Origin of the sequence: Helicobacter sp., assembly GCF_014799995.1 — a bacterium.
Lineage (GTDB): Bacteria > Campylobacterota > Campylobacteria > Campylobacterales > Helicobacteraceae > Helicobacter_D.
Genome location: NZ_JAAVGY010000045.1, coordinates 12,799 through 37,258, shown reverse-complemented (window position 1 = coordinate 37,258; position 24,460 = coordinate 12,799). Strand labels below are relative to the sequence as shown.

Below are 24,460 nucleotides of genomic sequence, written 5' to 3'. Positions count from 1 at the left end.
TCACTTTGTGCATATAGAGGTGCAACGAGTAAAGCTTATTTAACTTGGCGGTGATTTAGTTTTATGGTTGTGGGGGGGGGGGATTTTAGATAATACTCCATAAAAACTACCATTGATTTGGTTGTGGTCTATAAGATATTTTCTAAAATTTGCGAAAAGTTGTTGGTTGATTTTAAACTTCTTTGCACCTCTCCAAAATTTATTTAAAGGCTCTTGAAAAGTTAGCCCCTCAAGATTATAAAATGCACTACCGCATACCTTTGTTGGACATTTGTGTAAAATGCTTGAAAGTCCGGTGGTGCTATTGATTACAATACAACCTAGTGCATTGTGCAGGAGGCTTGGTAAGTGAATATCGTGTAGATAAATCACTCTTTGACTGACATTGAACTTTCTTGCACATCGCTTGATAAAAATTTTGTAGTTTTTATATCCTCTATCCATTGGATGGTGTTTGATGACTAGGAAATGTTGGGGTTTTGAATGCTGCGCGAATGAACGAATGGAATTTTTTATGAAATTTTCAATTCTTTTAGGTTTAAAGTGGTTTTTAATTTGTGTGTCATTATGCACTTGTAGAATCAAAGCGAAGTATTGCTTTTTAGATTCTAAAACAAATTCAATATCTTCTTTTTCGCTCAATTTGTAGAGTTGTTTTCTAAAAAGCGAAAGAAACCAAGGAAACATTTCTAAACCACTTAAGCTACGATGGTGTAGCTTATTGTTGAAATAGAATCCACACCAAAAGGCTGCAAACCAATAAAGAAAAGAAAACCAAGCCATATTACCAAAGGAATGGATTACATTGTATTCTTTATAATTTGTATCTTCTTGTTTGGGTCGGTAGTTAAGAAAGACTCTTGGGTCTTTGGGAAGTGTAGAATTGGCATTGACACCTTCAACTTCCAAAGTAATAAAATTTGGACGAATATAACCCTCCTCAAAAATAAAGCAAGGAATTTTAAGAGTTTTGGCAACCTCAATCGCAATTTTATGCAAGGGGCGACAATCGTTAAACATCAAGGCTTTTTGGATATTATTTGCAAGATAGAATTGCTTGATAAACTCTTTGAAGCCTTTTAGGTCTCCGCAATAACTTTGTGCGCCCAAAGGAAAAAAGAGCAAATCTCCTCCATTGAAATTGAGTTTAAAGATTTGATTATTATTCTTTTTAAGTTTTTGCGCTAAATGATAAAAAAATGGTCCCACAGGTCCTTGCAAAAGTAGAATATTAGAATCTTTAAAGTGTGAAATAGCTTCTTCTAGCCGCATTTAGGATTCCACTTTTGCGTTTTTTAAAGGTCTAAGATGACTTTCGTAGCAATGGCAACTTGATACAAGATTTGTGTCAAGATACTTGTAACTTGCAATCCACGTCCTGTTTCTATCTCTGGTAATACAAGCACAGAATCTCCCGGCTGCATTGTCGCACCAGAATATCTACTATAACGTTCGGCTTTGCCATTAGCACGTATGACTAGAATCCTCTTTTTGTTTGCGCGCTCCGTGAAATCTCCCGCTAACTTAATGTAGTCTTGCAAGCTTTTCTTTGGCTCATAGGTGAAAGCTCCGGGCACTGCTACTTCCCCTTGCACCAATACAAGATTTGTTTGCGCAGGTATATTGATAATATCACCCTCTTCAAGAATCGTTCTTGTAAAGGCTTGTTTGTTTTCCAAGACAACCTGACCTTTTGGTTGGACATTTTTCGCGCGTTCAATAAATTCTAACACCATTTTAGAGTGGCTTGCACGCATATTTGCTTCTTGAGCGGTAACTGAAGAAGAAGTGAGGGCAAGCGTTTCAAGTTCTTTGAGTTGTGCTTCTATGAGTTTCTTTTGTGCTTGTGCGACACTTATGCGGTAGAGTTGGATTGCGTCTATATTGGATTGAGCGTTGGGTTTAAGTTTTAAGACGACTTCAGCCAAACTCGTTCCCTTTTTGACAACCATAGAGTGCAAACCACTATGTTCTCCCTCTATGGTAATATGAATATTGTCTGCATTATAATCTGGACGAAATTCCACTTCATCACCCACTCTTAAGAGCACAGATTGGAAGTCCTTTTTGCTATAAGAGGCTATATCTATCGTATGGTTGGGCAAATAAGAACGCACAACTGCATTGGTTACAATTGGTTTTGCTCCTGCTGTCATTGCTAAATCTTGCAGTGTTTTAATGCTATCTTTGAGCTCAAATCTAAAGGGTTTTTGCACATCACCCTCTGCAAAGGCATAGCTTTCAACATTTTTGACCAAAATAACATCACCTGTTCGAAAGGGGAATAATTGCATTTTGCCATTAAGGAGAAAGTCGTATAAATCAACATTTAATACGATTTTATTGTTACGCAAGATTTCAATATCTCTAAAACTTCCGTATTCTAAGTTAATGCCACCGGCTTTATCCAAGTATTGCACAACAGAATCCGAGCTTAACCCCTGATAGAGTCCGGGGCGATTGACATTTCCGGTAACAAAAACTGAAACATTTTGATAGACATTCATATCTGCATAGACAAAAACATTTTGTTTGTAAATTTTAGCAACACTTGATTTTAAAACCTTGACTAAATCCCCATTTTTGACGCCCAATAGATTGACTGCGCCCACACTTGGTACAAATACATTGCCTTGTGAATCTACCATAAGCTCTTGTTGAAATTCTACTGCTCCCCACATTCTGAAATTGATTTTATCACCCACTGCAATTTTATAGTCTGGATTATAGAGTGATTGAGAGGCTTGCGTGAAGTTGCCATTAAACAAATGCGCACCAAAAACTAAAGGGAGTTGAGGCAACGTAGGATTCTGCGTATTTGTAGTCATATCGGCTTGCTGGGTTTGAGTTTGCATCATCTGATTCGTGTTTGCTTCTTGCGAAGTTTCTTGTGTTTGATCTGGTATTTGGATATTGGTTGAAATAGATGAAACATCAACCGCCTCTGCAAAATATGTGAAAAAAAGACAAATGAATAGTGTTCGAATAGATTTTTTCATTAGTATTTATGCTCCTCTATAATCATTACGATGAGTTTGATGATACCATAAACCATAGACAGAATCACAAAAATAGTAATAATATTATATAGTTTTTTGGGATACTCTGGTGATTGTGGTTCATTTGCATTTTGAATCACCACGAGTTGTTTGATTTTGCGACTAGATTCTATTCTTGTTGTTTCAATAGAAGTGAGTGCCACAGTATATGTATCTTGAGCGAATTGCGCCTCAATCGTCAAATCTTGAAATTTTGCTGCCAAATCATTGAGTTGTTTGGAGTTGCTAGAGGCAACGATTTTGGAAGTTTCTTTGGCTAATTGTTGTTTTAAGGCATTGACTTCGGATTTTAACATCACAATTTGTGGTGCATTTTCGTTAAGATAGGTTCGCATAGTTGTTAATTGTGTTTCTTTTTCGGCAATTTTGCTTTCAATTCCTGTGGTTAGGTTGGCTTTAGCTTCGGCTTGTTTTAGTGGGTCAAAAACGCCATAACGATTTTGGAAAGCTAAAAGTTCATTCTTGGCAGTTTGCAAACGCGTTTTTGCTTTGAGAAGTTCTTGTTCGGCAAATATCATTTGTTCTCTCGCCGCACTATGCGAAATCTCATTAACAAAACGTTCCGATTCCTTTAAGATGGCTTGCGCAATCGTCTGTGCATCTTGTGGAGAGAATCCCTCCACATCAACTTGTAATAAACCTGAAGCATCATCAAGCGTGATTTTCACTCTATTTTGATAAAATCTTAAGAAATCCTCCTGACTTGCGTTGCTAGGCAATATAAAAAATGGGTCTTTTTTTTGGGATTCATAAAGTGTTCTAAGTTGGATTTCTTTATCAAGGATATTGAGCATATCAAGTGAGTGGATGTATTGTTTTAAAAACAGCACATCTTCCCTCGCTCCGGAATTTACTCCCACCAAGGAGGCTAATCCGCTGATAGGTGTAATATCATTGTTGATAGAGCGGACACTTAAAGTAATAGAGCTGACATAGCGATCTACTGCAATCACTAAGTAATAGCAAATTACAAAAAGCATCAGCAAATAAACAACTTTGAAGCTTTTAAAGAATGGAGAAGCTTTCTGTAAGCTAGGTCGTCGCATAAGAGATTTTAAGGAAGCCATATTTATTTCCCTTGATATGCCTTGATGCCTTCATCAACATCATCATAAACTTTTACCATGCCGTCTTGAAGATGAATGATTTTATGACACCATTTTTTGATTTCTGAAACACTATGAGAGACTAAAATTACTTTGGAAGTGCTTAGCTTTTCTTGATATAATTTTTCACTTTTCTTTTTGAAAGCAGGATCTCCTACTGCTCCTGCCTCATCAATCAAATAATAATCAAAGTCAAACGCCATACTCATTCCAAATAAGACGCGTGAGCGCATTCCTGATGACAAAATACCGCTTGGTTCATCAAAAAATTTACCAATTTCAGCAAATTCCTCCACAAAAGCAATTTTCTCCTTTAAAGCATCTCCTTTATAACCATAAACGCGTGCAAGAAATTTGATATTATCTTTCGCACTAAGTGTCCCTTGAAAGAAAGAGCCAAGCCCGATAGGGAATGAGATTTTTTTATCCGTGATGACTTTGCCTTTATCGGGCATATCCATTCCACCCAAGATTCGCATTAGGGTAGATTTACCCGCTCCATTGCGCCCCATAAGCCCAACGCTGCAATCATCAGGAAATTCAAAGGTAAAATCTTTAAATACATAATGTCTGCCTTTGTTGAGCGGATAAGACTTGGTGATATGGTCAAGTTTTATCATTTGATTTGTCCTAAATATTTATAACGAAAATAATAATACCAAAGTCCAATAAAGAGCAGAATAATTGTAAAAGCAAAAGGGTAGAGAAAGCCAATCCCTTGCGTTAAAGGATAACCAGAAAAATAATTACTCCTTAACATTTCCAAAAATTGTAAAACAGGATTGTAGATTAGAATCTCTACAATGCGGTTAGGCAGAATCCAAAGCGGGTATAAAACCGCAGAGCCAAAGTATAAAATATTGATTCCATAATTAATAAAGATTTTTGCGTATTCTACTTCTGTATCTAAAAAAGCTAGGCAGACACCTAATGCAAACCCTAAAGAAGCTAAACCAAGAAACGCAATGAAAACTTCTAAAAAGTTTATTGGTAGAATTGGTAAATCCAAAATCCAGCCAAACCCAATGATAAAAAGAATGAAAATTGTAAAATAAATGCAGATTTCAAGCAGTGCGCGCGCAATAAAAATGTGGATAGGCTTGACAGGTTTGTAAGCAATTAAGGCACGATTGGCTTGCACTCCAGCCATAATTTGTGTAACAATATTTCTAAACATAAAGAATGGCACAAAGCCTGTAATCAAAAACATTTCTACGGGAACTTGTGGGATAGATCTTGCACGAATCATTACAAAAATAATAAGAAAAAAGATGATATGTGTCATCGGCTCTCCAATGACCCAAAAATATCCCAATCGTTTATTTTTGCCAAAACGTGTTTTTAATTCCCGCAAAAATAATGCTTCTACAACGTGTGTCATTCTCTAAACGAATCCTTTTTCTTTAAAAATAAAATCGCCAAAATACTTAAGTAAATATAGTGCTAATTGTAAAAGAAGTTTGCTTGAATTAAGCATAAATTGACAAAAAAAATAAAATTTGTTATAAGTGGTTACAAATTATCAAATAACATAAATTTTTCAATTTTTGGTGCGGTATGGTTGTAAATAAGATTCTGCAAATCACTATTTTTATGCTCGTATTAATGTCTAATCTATGGGGAAATAACTCTAAAAACAATCCATTAGATTCTTTGGAGTTTAAAGGGGGTGAAAATCTTAAGGTGCTGATTTTAGACGAAAAGATGCAGACACTAGAAGTAATAGAAGTTAATCCAATAGAAACGAATCAGCTGACATTAAAGATTCCAAAAGATAAAAAAATTTATGTTACTTTCATAATGCCACAAGAGGAAGAATCCGCTGATGTGCAAGCGAACTCATCAGATGAAATCTACCAAAGTCAGCTTATCTCTTCTTTAAAGCGAGAATCTCTAAGTCAAGATTCCGATATGGATTTAAAGGATACACAAACGATTTTTTCTGATAAAAAAACACTCTATGAAGGGCGATTTGAACGCAATAAATTTATGGGGGAATTATTGGGCTTTGAACCTTATAAGTTTAATTATATTATTCCTGCGAATGTGAGCAGTGCTAAAGAACCAAATCAACGCAAACAAGTGGAGACAAAATTTCAAATCAGCATCAAAAAAATGTTATTAGAAGATTTGTTTATGCGGGATTTGGATTTGTATTTTGCTTATACGCAGCAGAGTTTTTGGCAGCTTTATGATAATTATGATTCGCGACCTTTTCGTGAAAGCAATTATGAGCCGAGCCTGTATTTGAGTTATTTTCCAAAAGATAACCAATGGTTTTTTGACCATATCAATTTTGGCTATTTACATCAGAGTAACGGAGGGGATTTGGCGAACTCACGCAGTTGGGATAGACTTTTTGCCGAAGGAATTTATAGTTATGAAAATTTTATTATGGCTTTAAAGACTTGGTATAGAATCCCAGAAAATGCAGAAAAAGATGATAATCCAGACATCACGAAATATCTAGGATATGGTGAATTATCCTTTGCATATTTATGGGATAAACATCTCTTTAGCGCAACTTTGCGCAATAATTTGCGACAAGAAAATAAAGGTGCGATTTTGTTAGATTATTCCTATCCGATTTATAAGAATCTCTATCTATATTTGCAATTTTTTAATGGATACGGGGAGAGTCTGCGGGATTATAACAATTCTATTAATCGTTTTGGCATTGGGATTTTGTTTAATCGTTAAGAGGATTTGGAGTAATTTTAATGGTGGCCACGACTGGACTTGAACCAGCGACCACTACCATGTCAAGGTAGTGCTCTACCAACTGAGCTACGCGACCAAATATTGAATAGAAATGCGATTCTATCACGACACACTTTTATCTTTTCTTAAAAAAGTTTGATAAAGAATCAAAAGAATCCCTAAATCAATCATTACATCTGCGAAATTAAAAATGGCAAACTCAAATTTATAATGCCAAAAAATATAATCTACCACCCCACTATGAATGAAGCGGTCTAGAACATTAGAGAATCCTGCTCCAAAGATGATTCCAAGTGCGAGAGAATGGGATTGGATAAGTTCTTGATGTTTCCATAAATAAACCAAGATTCCCCCTAAAAGTAGAATTTGCAAGAATTTCAGCCAATCTCCCAAGAATGCAAACATAGAAAATGCCACACCTTTGTTATAGACTAAAAGAAGCGAAATAAAATCGGTGTAGTAAATTGTATCACCCGCTTGATAGCCTTGCAAAATAAAGCTCCATTTGATAGCTTGGTCTAATGCAAAGATAGCAAGCATTGCTAGTGCGAAATTAAGCCATTCTTTGCGATTAGCTAACAAATTTTACCCTTGAAATATGCTTCGCACTCTTGCATCATTTTTTCTAATTTTTTAATCTCTTTACCCTCTAGTAGAATCCGTAGTTTGTTTTCTGTGCCACTATATCGGATTAAATGTCTAATATTGTAGGATTCTATGGTTTTTAGTAAAGTATTATAATCCTCTAAGGATTCTAATGCAGGCTTAGAATCTACATTTAAGTTTTTTAGAATTTGTGGATAGAGTTTGAAGCAATCTAGGGCTTTAGACGCAGGTTTTTTGGATTTTAAAATGTAAGCAATTGTTTGCAAGGCACTGACTAAGCCATCGCCTGTTTTTGCGAAATCGCTAAAGATAATGTGTCCGCTTTGCTCTCCGCCGAAGTTTAAATCTTGTGCGAGCATAGATTCTAGGACATATTTATCTCCCACATTAGAACGTATTAGCCCGATTTTATGCTCCTTTAAGAACTCTTCTAAGGCATAATTACTCATAATTGTTGCGACAGCAGTGTTGTTTTTGAGTGTTTTGTTTTCTTTGGCGGCAAGTGCCAAAGTCCCGATGAGTTTGTCGCCATGCACAACCTCCCCCTTCTCATCTACTACGACAAGCCTATCGGCATCCCCATCTAGGGCAAACCCAATATCTGCACGCACTTTGCGCACTTCTTCTTGGAGCATAAGAGGTTGTGTCGCACCACAATTTTCATTGATATTGAAACCATTGGGCTCATCATTAATGACAAAGACTTCTGCGCCAAGCTCGCTAAAAATCGTTGGTGCGACTTTGTAGGCTGCGCCATTGGCACAATCTAACACAACGCGGATTCCGTGTAAAGATAAGTCTTTGGGAAAGGAATTTTTAATATGCACAATATAGCGTCCCACGACATCGTCAATTCGCTTGCTAGAGCCGACTTCTTTTCCACGTTTTTGTGCATTTTCAAGTTGGTGTGAATCGTTGTAAATGGCTTCAATTCTTTCTTCGTCTTTTTCGTCAAGTTTGTATCCACTGCGTCCAAAAAATTTAATGCCATTATCCATAAAAGGGTTATGGCTTGCACTAACCATAATTCCGCCATCGCAGCGCATATCTTCTGTGAGGTAAGCAATCGCAGGGGTTGGCATTGGACCGATTTGTATCACCTCATACCCAACAGCTGTAAGCCCACTTACAAGAGCATTTTCAAGCATATATCCACTGCGCCTCGTATCTTTGCCTACTAAGATTCTATTTGTTTTAGAATGTTCGCGGTAATAAATTCCCGCCGCGATTCCAAGCTTTAATGCGCAAAATGCGTCAAGTTTCACTCCAGCCTCGCCTCTTACGCCATCAGTCCCAAAAAGTTTCATCAAAATACCTTTTATTTGCTTTTAATAAAAAATTAGATAAAATTATAGCTTAAAAATTTTATAAAAGGATTAACACTTACTATGGCAAATCACAAATCTGCACAAAAACGTATTCGTCAGACAAAAGTGCGCACAGAACGCAATCGTTATTATAAAACAAGAATCAAAAATATGACGAGAGCCCTAAGTGAAGCAGTTGCGGCAAAAGATATTAGCAAAGCTCAAGAAATCTTTAAGCAAATTAATCAAAATTTCCATAGCTATGTCAGTAAAGGAATTTTGACAAAAAATACCGCAGCGAGAAAAGTTAGTCGCCTGAATGCTTCAGTCAAAAAACTTGTTTTAGCAAACGCTTAAATTTGCGTTTGCGATTCTTGCTAAAGCCTACTTTAGAAGTCAGTTGATTTTTATTCTAGTTTCAAGTTTCTTAAATGTTAGCTTCTAAACTCCAGCCTTTTATTAATCATTATGATGAAATTAGCAAATTGCTTGTCCAACCAGAGATTCTAAAAGATATTAAACGCATTACAGAACTTAGCAAAGAACAAAGTGATTTAGAAGAACTCGTGCAAAAATCACGCGAATATCTAAAGAATCTCCAGACTATTGAGGACAATAAATCTTTGTTGGACGATAAGGATTTAGGGGAATTAGCAAAAGAAGAAATCAAAGAAGCGGAATTGCGCAATGAAATTTTAGAATCAGAGATTAAGATTCTCTTACTTCCCAAAGACCCCAATGATGATAAGAATATTTATTTGGAATTGCGTGCGGGAACAGGAGGAGATGAGGCGGGAATTTTTGTAGGCGATTTGTTTCGCACCTATGTGCGTTATGCGGAGTTAAAATCGTGGAAAGTAGAAATCATTAGCTCTAGTGAAAACAATGTCGGCGGATATAAGGAAGTGATTGCGCTCATTAAAGGCAAAGGGGCATATTCTAGACTCAAATATGAGGGGGGCACACACCGTGTGCAACGCGTGCCAGAGACGGAATCGCAAGGACGCATTCATACTTCCGCCATAACGGTCGCAATTATGCCCGAAGTTGATGATGTAGAAGTTACGATTAATCCCAATGATTTAAAGATTGAAGTCTTTCGTGCTGGTGGGCACGGAGGACAATGTGTCAATACTACGGATTCTGCAGTGAGGATTACACATCTTCCCACAGGCATTAGCGTATCTATGCAAGATGAGAAATCTCAACACAAAAACAAAGACAAGGCATTAAAGATTTTAAAAGCTAGAATCTATGAAGCAGAATTAGAAGCACAAATGGAACAAAATGCCCAAGAGAGAAAATCTCAAGTAGGGAGTGGCGATAGAAGTGAGCGTATCAGGACTTACAATTATCCACAGAATCGTTTGACAGACCATCGTGTAGGTTTGACATTGTATAGCTTAGAAGAGATTATGCTAAGCGGTAATTTGGATATGGTGATTGACCCGATTGTGGCGTATTTTCAAGCGGAGGCTTTGCAAAATAGCGGAATTGCCTAAGTTAAGTTGAGGTAACGCCGAATCTAGGTGCAACAGAAAGCTTAATTTAAGTTTTGTTTTACTTAAAAAAGATATAATTATACCTCTTTTTAACTAAGGACAGATGGGTGAGTTGGCTGAAACCACATCCCTGCTAAGGATGCGTAGTCGCAAGATTACCGAGAGTTCGAATCTCTCTCTGTCCGCCACTTAAATCAACTTTTACATTTCCAATCACTTTAAATATATCGGCAGTTACATTATTATTGCAAAGAGTCTCGCATTTGTTCATTTTATTGCACCTGTGCTCTCATAAGAATGAAGTAATTTGTAATTTTGCGTAATTTGGATGGAATCTTAAGGTGTAATTATAGATTGCCACAGCCTTTTATAAAGGCTTAGCAATGACAGCAGAATATCCAGCAGAATTATGGATTGCCACGAATGCCACGCATTCTCGCAACGACTGAAGTTGTGAAATTAAAAACCTGCAAGATTATAGATTGTTGCGATTCTATTGCATAGAATCTCGCAATGATAGAGGGATAGAAAGACGCTAGGATACGGATTTTTTGTGCACAATTGTAGAATCTCATAGGAATGCAAGAATTTGGATAAGATAAAAGAGAATGAAAAATAAATATAAGAATGGTCGGAGTAGCGGGATTTGAACCCACGACCTCACCCACCCCAAGGGTGTGCGCTAGCCAGGCTGCGCTATACTCCGACTTAAGAAAGATAAATCAAGTTACTATGGTAGCTAAAAAATATTAAAAATAAAATGAAAATAACCAAGATTCCACCCCAATTTTTAAAATCAGTGGAGTGGAATCATTAATTATTCTATGCGTGTTTGGATAGAATCATTTTGTGCATAAAAAATCACTTGATTTCCCTCTTTGATTTTACCCTCCAAAATCAAATCTGCCAAGCGGTCTTCTATTTCCTCATAAAGTGCGCGTTTAAGAGGTCTTGCTCCATAAGTTGGGTCAAAGCCTATCTTGGCAATCAATTCTTTTGCGCTTGGCTCAAGTGTAATGCGAATCTCTCGCTCCTGCACTTTTCTCTCTATCGCCTTAAACAAAATATCCACAATATGTGTGATTTGCTCTAATCCAAGCGGATTAAAGATGACAATATCGTCTAAGCGATTTAAAAATTCTGGTTTGAAATAGTTTTTTAACGCGTCCTTAACTGCGTTTTCGCGGCTCTCTTCCTCTTTTAACTCCATAATTGCGCTGCTTGCGATATTACTTGTTAAAATAATAATCGTATTTCTAAAATCAATCGTAACTCCTTTGTTATCGGTCAAGCGTCCGTCATCAAGGACTTGCAAAAGCATATTAAAAACATCGGGGTGAGCCTTTTCTATTTCATCAAAGAGCACGACACTATAAGGTTTGCGGCGCACTGCCTCCGTGAGTTGTCCTCCCTCTTCATAGCCTACATATCCCGGAGGTGCGCCCACAAGGCGACTTGCTGCGTGTTTTTCCATATACTCGCTCATATCAATGCGTATGAGATTCTTTTCGCTATCAAACAAGAATCTTGCGAGTGTCTTAGCGGATTCTGTCTTGCCCACTCCTGTGGGTCCTAGAAACAAAAAGCTTCCAATCGGGCGATTAAACTCACTCAAGCCCGCCTTATTGCGTTTGATTGCCCTTGCAATCGCGTGCAGTGCCTTATCCTGCCCTATGACATCTTTTTTTAATTCCTCTTCAATGCCTAGAATCTTGTCTTTTTCATCTTGAAGCATTTTTTTGATTGGAATCTGTGTCCATCGGCTAATCACTGCGGCAATAGATTCTGGCAGAACGGCGTTTTTGAGCAGAGTGCCTGCCTCTTGCATTTTTCTCCATTTTTCGTTTTGCGATTCTAATTCTTTTTCTAATTCTGGAATCTTTCCATAGTCAATTTCAGCGGCTTTGTTAAAATCGCTATTGCGTTTGGCAAGGGAGCTTTCTGTCCTTAGAGAATCAATTTTGATTTTAATGTTTGCAATATCATTAAAGACTTGTTTTTCACTTTCAAATTGCGCTTCTAAGCCCTTTTTCTTTTCATTTTTGTTCTCAATTTCTTTTTTGATTTCTTCAATACGCATATTATTTTTGTCGCTTTTTTCCATTAAAAGAGCTTCTTTTTCCACTTGCAGTGATTCTATTTCGCGTTTGACTTTTGCTAGCTCACTTGGTTCAGATTCAATTTGCATTTTGAGTTCTGCGGCTGCTTCATCAATCAAGTCAATCGCCTTATCGGGTAAGAATCTATCCGTAATGTAGCGGTTTGAGAGTTTTGCAGCTGCGACAAGCGCGCCATCAGTGATTGTAACATTATGGTGTGCCTCCAATCGTTCTTTGATTCCGCGTAAGATCTGTAAAGCCTCATTGACATTGGGTTCATTGAGGGTTACGGGTTGGAATCTACGTTGTAAGGCAGCGTCTTTTTCAAAGTATTTACGATATTCCTTAAGAGTGGTTGCGCCAATTGTGTGTAATTCTCCTCTTGCAAGTGCGGGTTTCAGGATATTAGCCGCGTCCATACTGCCCTCACTTGCGCCCGCTCCTACAATCGTATGGATTTCATCAATGAATAGAATCACATTACCACTTTTTTTGACTTCATCTATGACTTTTTTCAGCCTATCCTCAAACTCCCCGCGATATTTTGCACCTGCAATTAAAGCACTCATATCTAAAGCAATGACGCGTTTGTTTTGCAAGGAAGTCGGCACTTCTTTTTTGACGATTCTTTGTGCAAGTCCCTCTACTACTGCTGTTTTACCCACGCCCGGCTCTCCTAGTAGAATCGGATTGTTTTTGGTTTTGCGAATGAGGATTTGCATCATATGTGTAATTTCCTCATCTCTGCCAATCACAGGGTCTAGCTTGCCCTCTAAGGCTTTTTTGGTCAAATCAATACCAAATTTTTCTAAGCTCTCTAAGTTTTCGTCTCCGCTTTGCGAATCAATTTTAGCCCCCGCACGCATTGTTTCAAAAGTTTTTTTGAGTTCGTTTATATCTAAATATTTGCTAAAGAGCTGTTTAATGGAATCCTTTTGCAAAGAAGCCAAAATAAAAGTGTCTAATGCGATATAAGAATCTCCATTACTAGTTGCTAAGCCATCTGCGAGATTTAGAATATCGCTAAGATTGCGTGAGATTTTTAGACTCTCTTTTGCTACTTGGCTGCTTTTTGGCAAATTGCCCGCAAGGCTTTTTGCTTCAAGTTCAACCGCAGTTTTGTCGCAATTTAAACGATTAAGAGCTTGATTAAGCAAAGAATTTGTGTTTGTGAGCATTGCCCAAAAAAGATGGATAGGTTCAATTTCTTGATTTTTATTGTGTAGAGCCAGAGAAGCCCCTTGCTCTAAAGTTTCTTGTAGGGTATTGGTTAATTTTTCTAAAATATTCATAAAAGACTCCTTGTGAGTTTGGATTAAATTTCTCAAAATTATATAACTTTAGTCTTATATTGTCAAGTTTCATAATGATAAATTACTAAGATTTTCTAAATAATTTTACTAAGAATTAAAGGGATTCCGTCTTGGAATCCCAAAAAGAAAGAAATTGTATCGTGAAAAGTTAGGAGGAGATAAGATGATTAAAATTTGTTAATTGAAAATCTCATACTAGAGATTCTATTATTTTGCTACGATGCTAAAGATTCTCCCGCTGCGATTAATGAGCATACGTTTAGTTTGTCCTTTGTAGCGATTCATTGCGTCTTGGAAACTCTTAATGTCGCTAATCATAAAGCTTTCAATTTGGATAATAATATCTCCACTATTGAAGCCCAATTCTTCCGCCCTGCTATTGGCTTGGACATTCGCAACAAATACTCCTTGAATATTGTTTGGGATTCCATATTTTGACTTAATGTCTGCACTCAATGCGCTAATTTCAAGCCCTGCAATTCCACTATTTTCTTTCGTGCTTGTTTTTTGTGCTTCATTGGGTGTTTTCGCAAGCGATAGACTAAGAGTTTGCTCCTTTTTGTCCCTAAGAATCGTTAGCGTTACTTTTTCTTTTGGATTAAAAGTACCGATGATATTTTTTAAATCTGCTGCGCCTTTGATTTCTTTATTATTCACCTTGATAATCAAATCCCAGACTTTTAAGCCGCTTTTATCCGCAGGAGAATCTTTTTCAATCCCAATGACTACCGCACCTTTTTGGTTTTTATATACTTCTTGCAAATCTCCGCTGACATCTTGAATACTAACACCCAAATATCCGCGTTCAATCACGCCATCTTCAATCAGTGCTTTAGAGATGCGTTTAACCATTTCTGATGGAATCGCAAATCCGATTCCGTGATTTCCACCTGTGCGAGAGAGAATCGCCGTATTGATTCCAATCAATCCACCCCGACTATCTACAAGTGCGCCTCCGCTATTGCCCGGATTGATAGAAGCGTCTGTTTGGATAAAGTTTTCATAATCATTGATTCCGATTCCGCTTTTATCAAGGGCAGAGATAATGCCTTGTGTAACACTTTCACCTACGCCAAAAGGATTACCAATCGCAAACACGACATCGCCGACTTGCAAGTCATTGCTAGAGGAGAATTTCAAAAAGGGTAGATTGTTGGCATTGATTTTAATAATAGCCAAATCGCTTTTGGAATCTTTGCCGATGACTTTAGCTTCAAATTCTTTGTTGCTTTCAGGCAAGGAAACTAGGATTTTGTCTGCTCCATCAATGACGTGATTATTCGTTACAATATAACCATCATTAGAAATAATTACCCCGCTACCAAGACTTCTTTCTATGCGGTCTTTTGGAATCATCGCACCAAAGGCGTCTCCAAAGAATTGCTTGAAAAATGGGTCATTCAATAAGGGGTGTGCTTGGAGATTGGGTGCTTTAATCTTCTTTTGTGTAGAGATATTCACTACCGCGTTCTTAGCTTCCTTGATAGCATTATAATAAGAATAGATTCTAGTTTGTGAAACATCCGGGGTTTCTCTTTCTTTGATATTTGGTAATTCCGCGACTTCAAAGGCGAAAACATTGCCTGCGAGTAACGCGCTTAAAAATAAAGTTTTAGCTTTCATTGTTGCTCCTTAAAATTTTGTTGATATTATTTCAAAAAAATGTAAATCAATAAATAATGAGAAAAAAATAAATAGGAATTAGAGTTTGCGTTTCGCGTAGAGTCTCACTTCTTGGTCTAGGGCAATGATTTCTTCTTTGCTCTTAAAAGTAATTTTGTCAAAAGTTTGCATAGAATCTTGCACGATTTGTGTGATTGCGCCAAAGGGAATGGAATCTTGCAAAAATGCTTCCACAGCTATTTCATTGGCGGCATTGAGCACTAAGCCAAGCTTAGGGTTTTCTAATAACGCATTCTTAAAACTCCATAGTGGATAGCGAGCGGTTGAAATATTTTGGAAAGTGTAATTTCTGTCTTGAAAATTTAAAGGTTCTATAATGGGATTGGGCAAAGTTTCTTTTGGAGCGTCAAATTGGCGCAAAAAGGATTCTGGCAATCCAAGCCCAAGAGTGATTGCATAGGCAATAGGTAATTGCATATTTGCGTTGGCAAAATGCGCTACGACACTGCCGTCCCAAAATTCTACAAGAGCGTGAATGTGAGAGTTACGCTCTATGAGTGCGTCAATGTTTTTGCTTTTAAAAAGCCAATAAGCCTCCAAGATTTCAAAGAGTTTATTTACCATTGTCGCAGAATCAATCGTGATTTTTTTGCCCATTTGCCAATTGGGGTGTTTGAGTGCATTGGCTGCGTTTTGCAATGGAATCGCATCTAAATCCAACTCACGAAATGCCCCACCGCTCGCAGTAATGTAGAGATTCCTAAAAGGGCGCAAGGAGTTGCGGAATCCCAAGAGATAGCTTAGACTAAAATGCTCACTATCAATAGGAATAATCTTTGAAATATCAATCAAGTTTCCCCCCGCAACTAGACTTTCTTTGTTTGCTAATGCGATTGTTTTGCCACAAGCAATTGCATAGAGTGTCGGCTCTAAGCCTAAGAAGCCCGTAAGAGCATTGATAACTAAAGTGGATTTAGAATCTTTGATTGCCTTGAGGATTCCCTCCTTGCCGATATAGATTTCTCCTTGAAACTCTGGTGTGATTTTGGGAATATCTTGGGCATTGGCAATCACGACTGCCTTTGGACGATGCTCTAAAATCTGTGTATTTAAAAGAGTGATATTTTTTCCTACGCCTAGCACTTCAATTTCTAGTTTAAAACGTTTGGCGATTTCTAAAGTATTAACGCCGATAGAACCGCTAGAGCCAAGAACAATCATTGCTTAATTATCCGCAAGAGAGCATAGAGAATAATGACGGCGAAAAAATAACCATCTAAGCGGTCAAGGATTCCTCCGTGTCCGGGCAAGATAGAGCCGCTGTCCTTGACTCCTGCTTGACGCTTAAGGTAGCTTTCGTATAAATCACCAAATACGCTTGAGAGGCTTGTAAAGAATGTGAGAATTAAAGAAGTGAAAAATCCGCAAACCCCAAGCCCCACCAATGAACCGACTAGAGTTGCGATTCCAACACCGACTAAAACCCCCTCTTTAGTTTTATTGGGTGAAGTGGGGCAAAAAGCAGGGTTGCTAAAGAGTTTGCCTCCTAGCATTTTGCCTCCAAAATACGCAAAACTATCGGTAAGCCCCACGATGACAATCAGCCAAATCAGCGCATTGATAGAATCGTCTAAATAGAGCAAATATAAAAAGATAAATGGAATCGTAGGATAGATGAAAGGAAGCATTTGTTCTATTTTGCCCTTTTTGGTGTAGCTTTGGTATGCACCCAAGAAAACCAATGCGATAAAAACACCCAAAGGAGATTCCAAAAGATAAACACTGCACCACACCAAGAAAGCAAAGATGAAAAATAGGGTGTTAGGAGTGTCTTGATTGTAGAGTTTGTAAGCTTCGTAAAAGCCGATGATAAATGCGATGCCAAGTACCGCCCACAAAAGGAAAGGGTGATGAAAGACAATCACCAAAACAAGAGCAATCAGCATAAAAAATGCCGTATAAAGACGTGTAGGTTCAATAAATTTTGAGTTTTTAAGCATAAAAGTCCCCGAAAATTTCTTAAAATTAAATTAATTCAAAGCTTGAATTATAGCTCAAAAAACTTTTAAAGTGCTTGAAAGTCAAATGAGGAGGCATTGGAATCTCAAGCCATGATGCCTTTGAATGATGATAGGGTTTATAATGCGCCACGTTTTGGATTCTTTTTCTCTTATCGCACGCGTAATTAGTATAAGAAAGCAAGGGTAATTTACAGAGGAAAATATCCTTTGAGATTCGTGCTGAAGCCTAATAGTTCTAAGTTTAAATATCCAAACACCGCTAAACTCAATGCGGTAATGAGTTTGTCCGGGATTCCGCCTGTCTTAAATCGCATAAAGCTTGGGGTAATGTGATAATTGCGATTATTAAAGGGTAGGAGGAGTGGCACGCCACTTAATGTCATCATATCGCCGATGAGGTGGAAAACGCAGCCAAGCAATAAACCAATACAAAAAACTTCTATACTTTGCGATTCTATTGTGCTACCAAATGCTTTGGTAAAATCTGCAACAAGAGGAATCTCATTCCAAACTTTTGCGTCTAAAAGACTTAAGAGAAAGAGCAAGATTCCAAGTAAGGCAATGAAACAAAGACTATGCGTAAAGCCGCGATGTCCGCAAATGGATTTAATGAAATTAGAAATTCCTAAGGTTTTTTTACCAAGTAGAGAGTTGGGCTCATCAATATCGGGCAAGAGCGAACCTAGCATAACTGCACCATAAAAGATTCCCAAATCCGCACCGCTTAAGGGTGTGCTAGAAAGTGCATTGAAGCTTGCGATTCCGCACGCACCAAGTCCAAGTCCGAAACTAACATGTGTTTTACCTAACATACAAAACCTTTAAATCTGTGATTGTGTGCGAACAATTAAGCTTGAGGGGAGATGAAACTTGATGACCAATTCTTCCTCTTTTGCTCTTTGCTCTCCATTATCTGTTTCGTGGTCAAAGCCTACCAAATGCAAGATTCCGTGAATGAAGAGTAGGGCAATCTCTTCTTCTAGGGTGTGTTTTAGCTTCTGGCTCACTTCTTGTGCGTATTCTACCGAGATGATGATACTGCCCAAAATTGGGCTAAACTCTGATTCTAATGGAAAAGAGAGCACATCAGTAGGAAATCGGACACCGCGAAATTCCGCATTAATGCTCGCAATTTTTGCATTATCTACGAAAAGCAATTCACAAGATTTTGAGGGTAAATTCAAGTCTTGCAAGAGGGTTTGCAAGATAGAATCCAAAAGTGCTAAAAGTGTCTTTGTCGGTGTAAAATTGCTTTGATTGTCTATGTCAATGTGCTTCAATTTCTAACCCCACAGGACAATGGTCGCTTCCTAGAATTTCAGGATAAATTTTTGCGTCAATGAGTTTGGAATCTAGTGCTTTGGAACATAAAAAGTAATCAATCCGCCACCCCGTGTTATTGGCTCGTGCCTTTCCCATATAGCTCCACCAACTATATGCCCCCTCTAAAGTGGGATAAAAATAACGAAAAGTATCAGTAAATCCTGCATTAAGCAAAGCAGTCATTTTCCCTCTTTCCTCATCAGTAAATCCCGCATTTCTGCGATTGCTTTTAGGATTCTTTAAGTCTATTTCTTGGTGTGCGACATTTAAATCTCCGCAGACAATCACGGGTTTGTTTTTTTCTAGGTTTTTTAAGAATTTCAAGAAATCATCTTCCCATTGCATTCGGTAATCTAGCCTCTCTAATTCTCGCTTGGAATTTGGTGTATAAACATTGACGAGATAAAAATCATTGTATTGTGCAGTAATGATTCTCCCCTCTTTGTCGTGGTGAGAAATCCCCATATCATATTGAATGCTAAGGGGTTTAGCTTTGCTTAGAATCACAACGCCAGAATAACCCTTTTTCTCTGCGCTATTCCAATATTCTTGGTAGTTTGAAAAGGTAAAATCAGCTTGTTCTTGCTGCATTTTGGATTCTTGAATACAAAATATATCGGCATTAATGTGATGAAAAAAATCCATAAAACCCTTATTTATACAAGCGCGTAAGCCATTGACATTCCAAGAAATTAATTTCATTTTTTTCCTTTTTGCTTAAATTTTGCAAATAATGAGCCAAAGATTGCGAGGCTAATGAATATGCCAAGCAAAACCCACATTGTGTTTTGTCCAAAATATTTGAGTTCAGAATCCAAACATTCAAGCAAATACGCCCAGCAAAGAATCGCAAGATTTGTCCCGCTTAAAACCACCAAGAGATTAAGCCAAACATTTAAGCGCATAAAATATCCAATTGCTGCGCCTACAATGGGTCCCGTCATCCAAAAAGGCAACCATACAAAGACAAATAACCCAATGATTCCATAATGTTTCAGTGATTTTTCGTATTTTTGTGCCATTTCATAGATAGAGCTAAAGACTTTTTCTGCCCTTTTAAAAGTGCTCATTCCTTGAATGCTCCATACAAAAAGCGGATAAAGAATTATCACCATCGCATTTTCAATATAAATATTTAAAATTGTAGCCCAAAAAGTATTAAATCCTAATGCTAGAGACAAAGAGATTCCAGCAGCTCGCCCAAAAATTAGCGAGCTTAAACTAATACTTAGGAGATCTTCCCCTATGCCGTTTTGGAGTAATAGGCAAATCAAAACGGCAATTACATAAAGGACGAGCAATGCGATTCCGAGTAGGAATAGTTTAGTTTCTGCACTCTGGGGTTGAGTTAGAATGAAACGATAGAGTGCAGAATTTTTCATTATTGTGGGTGTTTAACACTTCCACGATAAAAGGGTTCGCATTTGCCTGTTTCTCCGATTACGGGTTTGGCGACATTCTGTGCTCCCTTTTTAATTTTTCCTAAAATTGAAGTGGCGAGATTCACAGCTGTTTCAATGGTGGTTTGTGTGATTTCAATTTTAGGCTTATCTAGTGTGCCTTTGATTTTTTGAGAATATTTTGCACAATCTTTATCGTCTAATAAGCCAATGGTAAAGTTTTGAAAGGCGTTGTTATTGAGATTGATAGCCCCAATCGCAGCCAATCTAGTTTTCCCTGTGGTAAAAGCCACATCTTGCGCTGTTGCGATTCCATTATTGAGATTAAATTTTGCCTCTAATTCCTTGACGATACTTTGAGAGCTTTTTACTGCGCTAAACCCTAACATACCGACATCTGTACCTTTTGTTGCTGCAAGACCTAGAGGACCTGCAAGCACGAATGCACCAATATCTAGCAAACTAACATTGCTAGCATTTTCAAAGTTGCTCGCAAGAGCGTCAATATCTATACTATAAATTTCTAAATTTTTGCCATTGAGCTCCGCAATTCCATTGAGATTTTTCAAAATCGTTGCAGAATCACTTCCTTTAATTGTTAAATTTGCATTTGCGTTGAGGATTCCTCCTTTGATGAACTTCTCATTATTTGTGAAATGAGCTATTTTCTTCATATCTAAATTTGTGCCATTGAGGGTGAGTTTTTCATTTGCAAGTTGAATGTCTAAAGCACCGAAGTCTCTGTTTTGCAAGCTAAAACTCGGAATCTCATTTTTAAGTGCCGCACTTCCCTTGAGGGAAAGCGCACCTTTGAGTGTCATTTCTAGTGGATTGATATTTGCAATTTCTGGTGTGTTTAAATCAAAGTCTGCGCTATAAGCATTATTGGGTAGGTTGATTTTTGCATTACTGATTTCAAGATTCAAATCCTTTCCATTGGCTTTAATTTGCGCACTTCCATTTCCATTTTTAAGGTTTCCATTTCCGCTAAGTGCCAAGGAAATATCTTGTTTGAAGTTCATTCCGCTTAATGCGTTAAGTGTGGCTTTGGCAAGGGTGATTTGCTTGGAATTAATCTCAAAGTCTCCATCAAAGTTAGAATCTTTAAAGTTTTTGAGATTTGCTTTTGCATTGAGTTGCCCTTCTATATTGTAGTTAAATAATTTGGCGAGTTTTTGCAGATTTAAGCTATTAATATCTAATTCTACATTATCTAGTGCGTAGTTATGCAAGGCAATATCGGCAAATAGCTTAGCGTCAAACATATCGCCTTGTGTGCGCACTTTGAGCTTTTTGGAATCCCCGCTGACTTCCGCATTGAAAGTATTATTGTTTGCAAGCTGTATGCCTTGATATTCTAAACTTGCAATCGTGCTGCTTAGTTTTGCAGTTAAATTATAATTTAGATTATTCAAATCAATTTTATCTACTTTGGCATTGAGATTAACCACACCGCTTGCATTATAGGGGGCGGTATTAGTATATTGTGCAACAAGATTTAAGATTTCTTGCAAGCTTAAGTCTTGCGCACTGATTGTTAAATCTTTTGGCGTGTAGTTTGGCAGGCTTGTGTGCGCTAAGATAGGATTTGTAAGGAGACTTAAAGCAAGCGTTGCCTCTTGGTTAGTGATTTTGCTTGATTTTAGATTAATCTTTGCAAGCATAGGAGATTGGAGCGTGATTCCGCCAATGCCAATTTTATCAAGTTTTATTTGAATATCACCATTGGTTGCATAATCACTCAAGCTTATGCGCAGATTGTTAGAATCAAGATTAAGATAGCTAGAGGAAGCAAGTAGAGTTGTGATGATAGAATCTTTCTGTGCCTTACCATTAATCGCAAGCTTAATAGGCTCATTGGGTAAGATGATTCCATAGGTTTTATTGAGGAGTGAGGTATTTGGCGAGAGTGCATTGGAAGCGATTTGGAATCCTCCAGTTGGCGCACTTAGGTTGGAAATGTCCAAATCTGCATCAAGTAAGACTTTGCCACTTGCGTATTTGGGCTGATTTAAAAAGGCAAGCAAAGATTCCACATTGATACCATTCTTGCTCGTGATAAATAATCTTCTTGGGTTATAATCTTTTAGCGTTATATCCGCGTTAATAAGACTATTAAATGCAGTGATGTCGGCTTTTACATCTATGTCTCCGCCCTTTTTGATTACATCTCCATTCAGACTGATTCCACCATTGAGTTTAATGCCAATGAGTGGTTCATAAGGTTTTAAGTCTTTGATGACTGCGTGGATTTGCGCATTGGTATTGAGGGTAAAAAGCGAATAATCCCCGCTTAGCGCAATTTGAGATTTTTGTTTGTCCGTTAGACTGAAAGCGTATTTATTGAATCCTAGTTTAAAATGCGTAAATTCTAAGCCAATAGGAGCCTGTTCGTTTGCAATTTGTGTGATTTTGTTTTTCAAAAATTCGTTTCCACTGCTTGAAAAGAGCCAAGCTAAAACACCACCCACAAGAAGTAAAAGCAAGACGATTAAGATTCCAAAAATCTTTAAAACTTTTTTCATTGGATTTGCCTTTTTTGGAGAAATATAAATATTTATGACGCAATTTTAGCAAAATTAAATTTATAAAAACGAAACAAAAATAAAATAAAGTTTTTATTCTTTATAAAATCGTAAAAATTGCCGATATATAATTTGTGATTCTTTTATGCAAGAATGACAAATAAACAGAAAGGAGTCTGTTATGATTTCAGGAATTGATAGCGGTTCTGTGGTAGCAAGTGGTAATTTGAATGTTTTAAAAAAGGCAATACAAAGTGAGGAAGCTTTAATGGGTTCTCTCATCAATGGAATGCAAAACACACAAGCAAATTTGCAAACTCAAGCCCCAGTAGAATCTACACAAGCTCCACAGCCAAGTGCAAATAAATTAGACGTTATGGCATAAGGTTAGAGCACTTTTGTGCTTTAACTGACTTCATTTCTTAAAAATCTTAAATTTATCTCTTATTTACAAAACATTTTTTATAATCGCCGATTTTATTTTAAAATTTTAAATTGATAGAGCATAGATTCTTGATGATACAACAAAATTTTTCAACTAAACTTGTGAATAATGTAATGCGTTACGCTACGAAGCATTATTTGTGTTTGCAAAAAAGTGAGCTTAACCAGCTTCCTACACCCAATCCGCAAAAAAACAAAAATTATCTACTTTATATTCATATACCCTTTTGTGCCACACTCTGCACTTATTGTTCTTTCAATCGTTTCTTGTTTCAAGAGGAAAAGGCACATGCTTATTTTGCGAATCTACGCAAAGAAATGCAAATGGTAAAAGATTTGGGATATGATTTTAGCGCAATTTATGTTGGAGGAGGGACCACTTCTATTTTGCCCGATGAATTATGCGAGACGCTTGATTTAGCCAAATCGCTTTTTCATATTCAAGAAGTTTCTTGCGAATCTGACCCTAATCATTTGCAAAGAGAGACTTTAGAGAAATTTAAAGGTAGGATAGATAGGCTTTCTGTTGGCGTGCAGAGCTTTGATGATGGGATTTTGCGCAAGATTGGACGCTATGAGAAGTTTGGTAGTGGAGAGGAAATAAGTCAGAAACTAAAGCAGGCAATAGGAATCTTGCCTATTTTAAATATAGATTTAATCTTTAATTTTCCTAATCAAACACAAGAAATGCTTGCAAGGGATTTGGAGATTGTTCAAACCCTAAAACCAAATCAGCTCACAACTTATCCCTTGATGTCCTCACCCTCTGTTAAAAGTGCTCTTAAACGTTCCATTGGGGAAGTGGATTTGCGAAATGAGGCGCGACTTTATGCGCAGATTCTCAATACGCTTGCTTCAGGCTTTATCCCCCTATCTAGTTGGGCATTTTCACACAAAGGAAGTGAAATCTTTGATGAATATGTCGTGGATAATGCAGAGTATGTCGGTATTGGTTCGGGTTCTTTTAGTTTTTTAAATGGCACATTATATATTAATACTTTTTCACTCAAGACTTATGCGCAAAGAATCCAAAATGGACAAATGGGCGTAGCAAGAGAGCGTAAATATTCCAAAAAGGCGCAGTTGCAATATCGTTTAATGGTGGAGCTTTTTGGTGGTAAGGCAAGTATAGAGCGATTCCAAACCCTTTATGGAGCGGACTTAGAAAAAGATTTATTTAAGGAAATCGCCTTTTTGCGTCTAAGTGGTAATATTTTCAAGCAAGGCAATGCGTATTATCCAACACAAAAAGGAAAATATCTCTTTTTATCTATGATGAAAGAATTTTATATCGGTATGGACCGCGTGCGTGAAGAATCTCGTGCTATGCTAAAAGAAGAAGATATGTAAGGGATTAAAGAAAAGTTTTTAAACTTTATCAAAAAATGTTATAATTTTAGAATTTTTTAAA

At 37.3% G+C, this 24,460-nt stretch carries 22 protein-coding genes and 3 tRNA genes; 6 read left to right on the top strand and 19 right to left on the bottom strand.

The window, feature by feature from the left end; all coding sequences use genetic code 11:
* Positions 1-39 precede the first annotated feature (39 nt).
* Genes HDT10_RS07155 through HDT10_RS07135 form a run of 5 tightly spaced genes read right to left on the bottom strand, consistent with a single transcriptional unit; the run spans position 40 to position 5,546 of the window.
* On the bottom strand, positions 40-1,272 hold the full coding sequence (locus HDT10_RS07155; RefSeq protein ID WP_290881659.1) for a capsular biosynthesis protein: 1,233 nt from the start codon (positions 1,270-1,272) through the stop codon (positions 40-42).
* A gap of 23 nt (positions 1,273-1,295) precedes the next feature.
* On the bottom strand, positions 1,296-2,999 hold the full coding sequence (locus tag HDT10_RS07150) for an SLBB domain-containing protein (RefSeq protein ID WP_290881657.1): 1,704 nt from the start codon (positions 2,997-2,999) through the stop codon (positions 1,296-1,298).
* Positions 2,999-4,105 (bottom strand): capsule biosynthesis protein, encoded by a 1,107-nt coding sequence (locus HDT10_RS07145; RefSeq protein ID WP_290881740.1) that lies wholly within the window; start codon positions 4,103-4,105, stop codon positions 2,999-3,001. The genes HDT10_RS07150 and HDT10_RS07145 overlap by 1 nt, the downstream gene beginning before the upstream one ends.
* A 23-nt stretch (positions 4,106-4,128) precedes the next feature.
* Entirely contained in the window at positions 4,129-4,785 is a 657-nt protein-coding gene (locus HDT10_RS07140) for an ABC transporter ATP-binding protein (RefSeq protein WP_290881654.1), read from the bottom strand.
* The gene (locus tag HDT10_RS07135) at positions 4,782-5,546 is read right to left on the bottom strand and encodes an ABC transporter permease (RefSeq protein WP_290881653.1); all 765 of its coding nucleotides are present in this window, start codon (positions 5,544-5,546) and stop codon (positions 4,782-4,784) included. Before HDT10_RS07135 ends, HDT10_RS07140 begins: the two co-directional genes overlap by 4 nt.
* A gap of 176 nt (positions 5,547-5,722) precedes the next feature.
* Between HDT10_RS07135 and HDT10_RS07130 the strand changes: the two genes are divergently transcribed.
* A complete protein-coding gene (locus tag HDT10_RS07130; protein ID WP_290881650.1) occupies positions 5,723-6,865 on the top strand; it encodes a phospholipase A in 1,143 nt (380 codons plus the stop codon).
* Between the two features lie 21 nt (positions 6,866-6,886).
* On the opposite strand, the gene HDT10_RS07125 is transcribed toward HDT10_RS07130, so the two are convergent.
* The 3 genes from HDT10_RS07125 to glmM form a co-directional block, all read right to left on the bottom strand.
* Positions 6,887-6,962 (bottom strand) — tRNA-Val (locus tag HDT10_RS07125).
* Positions 6,963-6,988: 26 nt separating this feature from the next.
* Complete coding sequence (gene lspA / locus HDT10_RS07120; protein WP_290881648.1) at positions 6,989-7,468, bottom strand: signal peptidase II; 480 nt, start codon at positions 7,466-7,468, stop codon at positions 6,989-6,991.
* The gene (gene glmM, locus HDT10_RS07115) at positions 7,462-8,799 is read right to left on the bottom strand and encodes a phosphoglucosamine mutase (protein ID WP_290881645.1); all 1,338 of its coding nucleotides are present in this window, start codon (positions 8,797-8,799) and stop codon (positions 7,462-7,464) included. Before glmM ends, lspA begins: the two co-directional genes overlap by 7 nt.
* A gap of 81 nt (positions 8,800-8,880) precedes the next feature.
* On the opposite strand from glmM, the gene rpsT reads away from it, so the two are divergent.
* The 3 genes from rpsT to HDT10_RS07100 all read left to right on the top strand — a co-directional run bounded on the left by rpsT (position 8,881) and on the right by HDT10_RS07100 (position 10,489).
* Positions 8,881-9,156 (top strand): 30S ribosomal protein S20, encoded by a 276-nt coding sequence (gene rpsT / locus HDT10_RS07110; RefSeq protein WP_290881644.1) that lies wholly within the window; start codon positions 8,881-8,883, stop codon positions 9,154-9,156.
* 74 nt (positions 9,157-9,230) lie between these two features.
* Entirely contained in the window at positions 9,231-10,301 is a 1,071-nt protein-coding gene (gene prfA, locus HDT10_RS07105; protein ID WP_290881642.1) for a peptide chain release factor 1, read from the top strand.
* 97 nt (positions 10,302-10,398) lie between these two features.
* Positions 10,399-10,489: transfer RNA gene (locus tag HDT10_RS07100), tRNA-Ser, on the top strand.
* 219 nt (positions 10,490-10,708) lie between these two features.
* On the opposite strand, the gene HDT10_RS07095 is transcribed toward HDT10_RS07100, so the two are convergent.
* The 11 genes from HDT10_RS07095 to HDT10_RS07045 all read right to left on the bottom strand — a co-directional run bounded on the left by HDT10_RS07095 (position 10,709) and on the right by HDT10_RS07045 (position 22,605).
* A complete protein-coding gene (locus HDT10_RS07095; protein WP_290881641.1) occupies positions 10,709-10,876 on the bottom strand; it encodes a hypothetical protein in 168 nt (55 codons plus the stop codon).
* 53 nt (positions 10,877-10,929) lie between these two features.
* Positions 10,930-11,007, bottom strand: a tRNA-Pro gene (locus HDT10_RS07090).
* Positions 11,008-11,118: 111 nt separating this feature from the next.
* On the bottom strand, positions 11,119-13,692 hold the full coding sequence (locus HDT10_RS07085) for an AAA family ATPase (protein WP_290881639.1): 2,574 nt from the start codon (positions 13,690-13,692) through the stop codon (positions 11,119-11,121).
* Positions 13,693-13,920: 228 nt separating this feature from the next.
* Positions 13,921-15,336, bottom strand: a complete 1,416-nt coding sequence (locus HDT10_RS07080) for a Do family serine endopeptidase (protein ID WP_290881636.1) — start codon at positions 15,334-15,336, stop codon at positions 13,921-13,923.
* Positions 15,337-15,414: 78 nt separating this feature from the next.
* Entirely contained in the window at positions 15,415-16,557 is a 1,143-nt protein-coding gene (gene dxr / locus HDT10_RS07075; protein ID WP_290881635.1) for a 1-deoxy-D-xylulose-5-phosphate reductoisomerase, read from the bottom strand.
* Complete coding sequence (locus HDT10_RS07070; protein WP_290881633.1) at positions 16,554-17,336, bottom strand: phosphatidate cytidylyltransferase; 783 nt, start codon at positions 17,334-17,336, stop codon at positions 16,554-16,556. Before HDT10_RS07070 ends, dxr begins: the two co-directional genes overlap by 4 nt.
* Before the next feature lie 209 nt (positions 17,337-17,545).
* Positions 17,546-18,169, bottom strand: a complete 624-nt coding sequence (locus HDT10_RS07065; protein WP_290881631.1) for a metal-dependent hydrolase — start codon at positions 18,167-18,169, stop codon at positions 17,546-17,548.
* 9 nt (positions 18,170-18,178) lie between these two features.
* Positions 18,179-18,637 carry an rRNA maturation RNase YbeY gene (gene ybeY / locus HDT10_RS07060; RefSeq protein ID WP_290881628.1) on the bottom strand — a complete coding sequence of 153 codons (459 nt, stop codon included), beginning with the start codon at positions 18,635-18,637 and terminating at the stop codon, positions 18,179-18,181.
* Entirely contained in the window at positions 18,624-19,382 is a 759-nt protein-coding gene (locus tag HDT10_RS07055; RefSeq protein WP_290881626.1) for an exodeoxyribonuclease III, read from the bottom strand. Before HDT10_RS07055 ends, ybeY begins: the two co-directional genes overlap by 14 nt.
* Entirely contained in the window at positions 19,379-20,062 is a 684-nt protein-coding gene (locus tag HDT10_RS07050) for a small multi-drug export protein (protein ID WP_290881624.1), read from the bottom strand. Before HDT10_RS07050 ends, HDT10_RS07055 begins: the two co-directional genes overlap by 4 nt.
* Positions 20,062-22,605, bottom strand: a complete 2,544-nt coding sequence (locus HDT10_RS07045) for an AsmA-like C-terminal region-containing protein (RefSeq protein ID WP_290881622.1) — start codon at positions 22,603-22,605, stop codon at positions 20,062-20,064. The genes HDT10_RS07050 and HDT10_RS07045 overlap by 1 nt, the downstream gene beginning before the upstream one ends.
* Positions 22,606-22,786: 181 nt before the next feature.
* On the opposite strand from HDT10_RS07045, the gene HDT10_RS07040 reads away from it, so the two are divergent.
* Entirely contained in the window at positions 22,787-22,990 is a 204-nt protein-coding gene (locus HDT10_RS07040; RefSeq protein WP_290881620.1) for a hypothetical protein, read from the top strand.
* A 131-nt stretch (positions 22,991-23,121) separates the two neighbouring features.
* Complete coding sequence (locus HDT10_RS07035; RefSeq protein ID WP_290881619.1) at positions 23,122-24,399, top strand: coproporphyrinogen III oxidase family protein; 1,278 nt, start codon at positions 23,122-23,124, stop codon at positions 24,397-24,399.
* Positions 24,400-24,460 lie beyond the last annotated feature (61 nt).

Bases quoted from the DNA above. Each gene is read 5' to 3' on its own strand.
- HDT10_RS07155 (WP_290881659.1), bottom strand. From the start codon at position 1,272: ATGCGGCTAGAAGAAGCTATTTCACACTTTAAAGATTCTAATATTCTA.
- HDT10_RS07150 (WP_290881657.1), bottom strand. From the start codon at position 2,999: ATGAAAAAATCTATTCGAACACTATTCATTTGTCTTTTTTTCACATAT.
- HDT10_RS07145 (WP_290881740.1), bottom strand. From the start codon at position 4,105: ATGCGACGACCTAGCTTACAGAAAGCTTCTCCATTCTTTAAAAGCTTC.
- HDT10_RS07140 (WP_290881654.1), bottom strand. From the start codon at position 4,785: ATGATAAAACTTGACCATATCACCAAGTCTTATCCGCTCAACAAAGGC.
- HDT10_RS07135 (WP_290881653.1), bottom strand. From the start codon at position 5,546: ATGACACACGTTGTAGAAGCATTATTTTTGCGGGAATTAAAAACACGT.
- HDT10_RS07130 (WP_290881650.1), top strand. From the start codon at position 5,723: ATGGTTGTAAATAAGATTCTGCAAATCACTATTTTTATGCTCGTATTA.
- glmM (WP_290881645.1), bottom strand. From the start codon at position 8,799: ATGAAACTTTTTGGGACTGATGGCGTAAGAGGCGAGGCTGGAGTGAAA.
- rpsT (WP_290881644.1), top strand. From the start codon at position 8,881: ATGGCAAATCACAAATCTGCACAAAAACGTATTCGTCAGACAAAAGTG.
- prfA (WP_290881642.1), top strand. From the start codon at position 9,231: ATGTTAGCTTCTAAACTCCAGCCTTTTATTAATCATTATGATGAAATT.
- HDT10_RS07095 (WP_290881641.1), bottom strand. From the start codon at position 10,876: ATGAGATTCTACAATTGTGCACAAAAAATCCGTATCCTAGCGTCTTTC.
- HDT10_RS07085 (WP_290881639.1), bottom strand. From the start codon at position 13,692: ATGAATATTTTAGAAAAATTAACCAATACCCTACAAGAAACTTTAGAG.
- HDT10_RS07080 (WP_290881636.1), bottom strand. From the start codon at position 15,336: ATGAAAGCTAAAACTTTATTTTTAAGCGCGTTACTCGCAGGCAATGTT.
- dxr (WP_290881635.1), bottom strand. From the start codon at position 16,557: ATGATTGTTCTTGGCTCTAGCGGTTCTATCGGCGTTAATACTTTAGAA.
- HDT10_RS07070 (WP_290881633.1), bottom strand. From the start codon at position 17,336: ATGCTTAAAAACTCAAAATTTATTGAACCTACACGTCTTTATACGGCA.
- HDT10_RS07065 (WP_290881631.1), bottom strand. From the start codon at position 18,169: ATGTTAGGTAAAACACATGTTAGTTTCGGACTTGGACTTGGTGCGTGC.
- HDT10_RS07055 (WP_290881626.1), bottom strand. From the start codon at position 19,382: ATGAAATTAATTTCTTGGAATGTCAATGGCTTACGCGCTTGTATAAAT.
- HDT10_RS07050 (WP_290881624.1), bottom strand. From the start codon at position 20,062: ATGAAAAATTCTGCACTCTATCGTTTCATTCTAACTCAACCCCAGAGT.
- HDT10_RS07045 (WP_290881622.1), bottom strand. From the start codon at position 22,605: ATGAAAAAAGTTTTAAAGATTTTTGGAATCTTAATCGTCTTGCTTTTA.
- HDT10_RS07040 (WP_290881620.1), top strand. From the start codon at position 22,787: ATGATTTCAGGAATTGATAGCGGTTCTGTGGTAGCAAGTGGTAATTTG.
- HDT10_RS07035 (WP_290881619.1), top strand. From the start codon at position 23,122: ATGATACAACAAAATTTTTCAACTAAACTTGTGAATAATGTAATGCGT.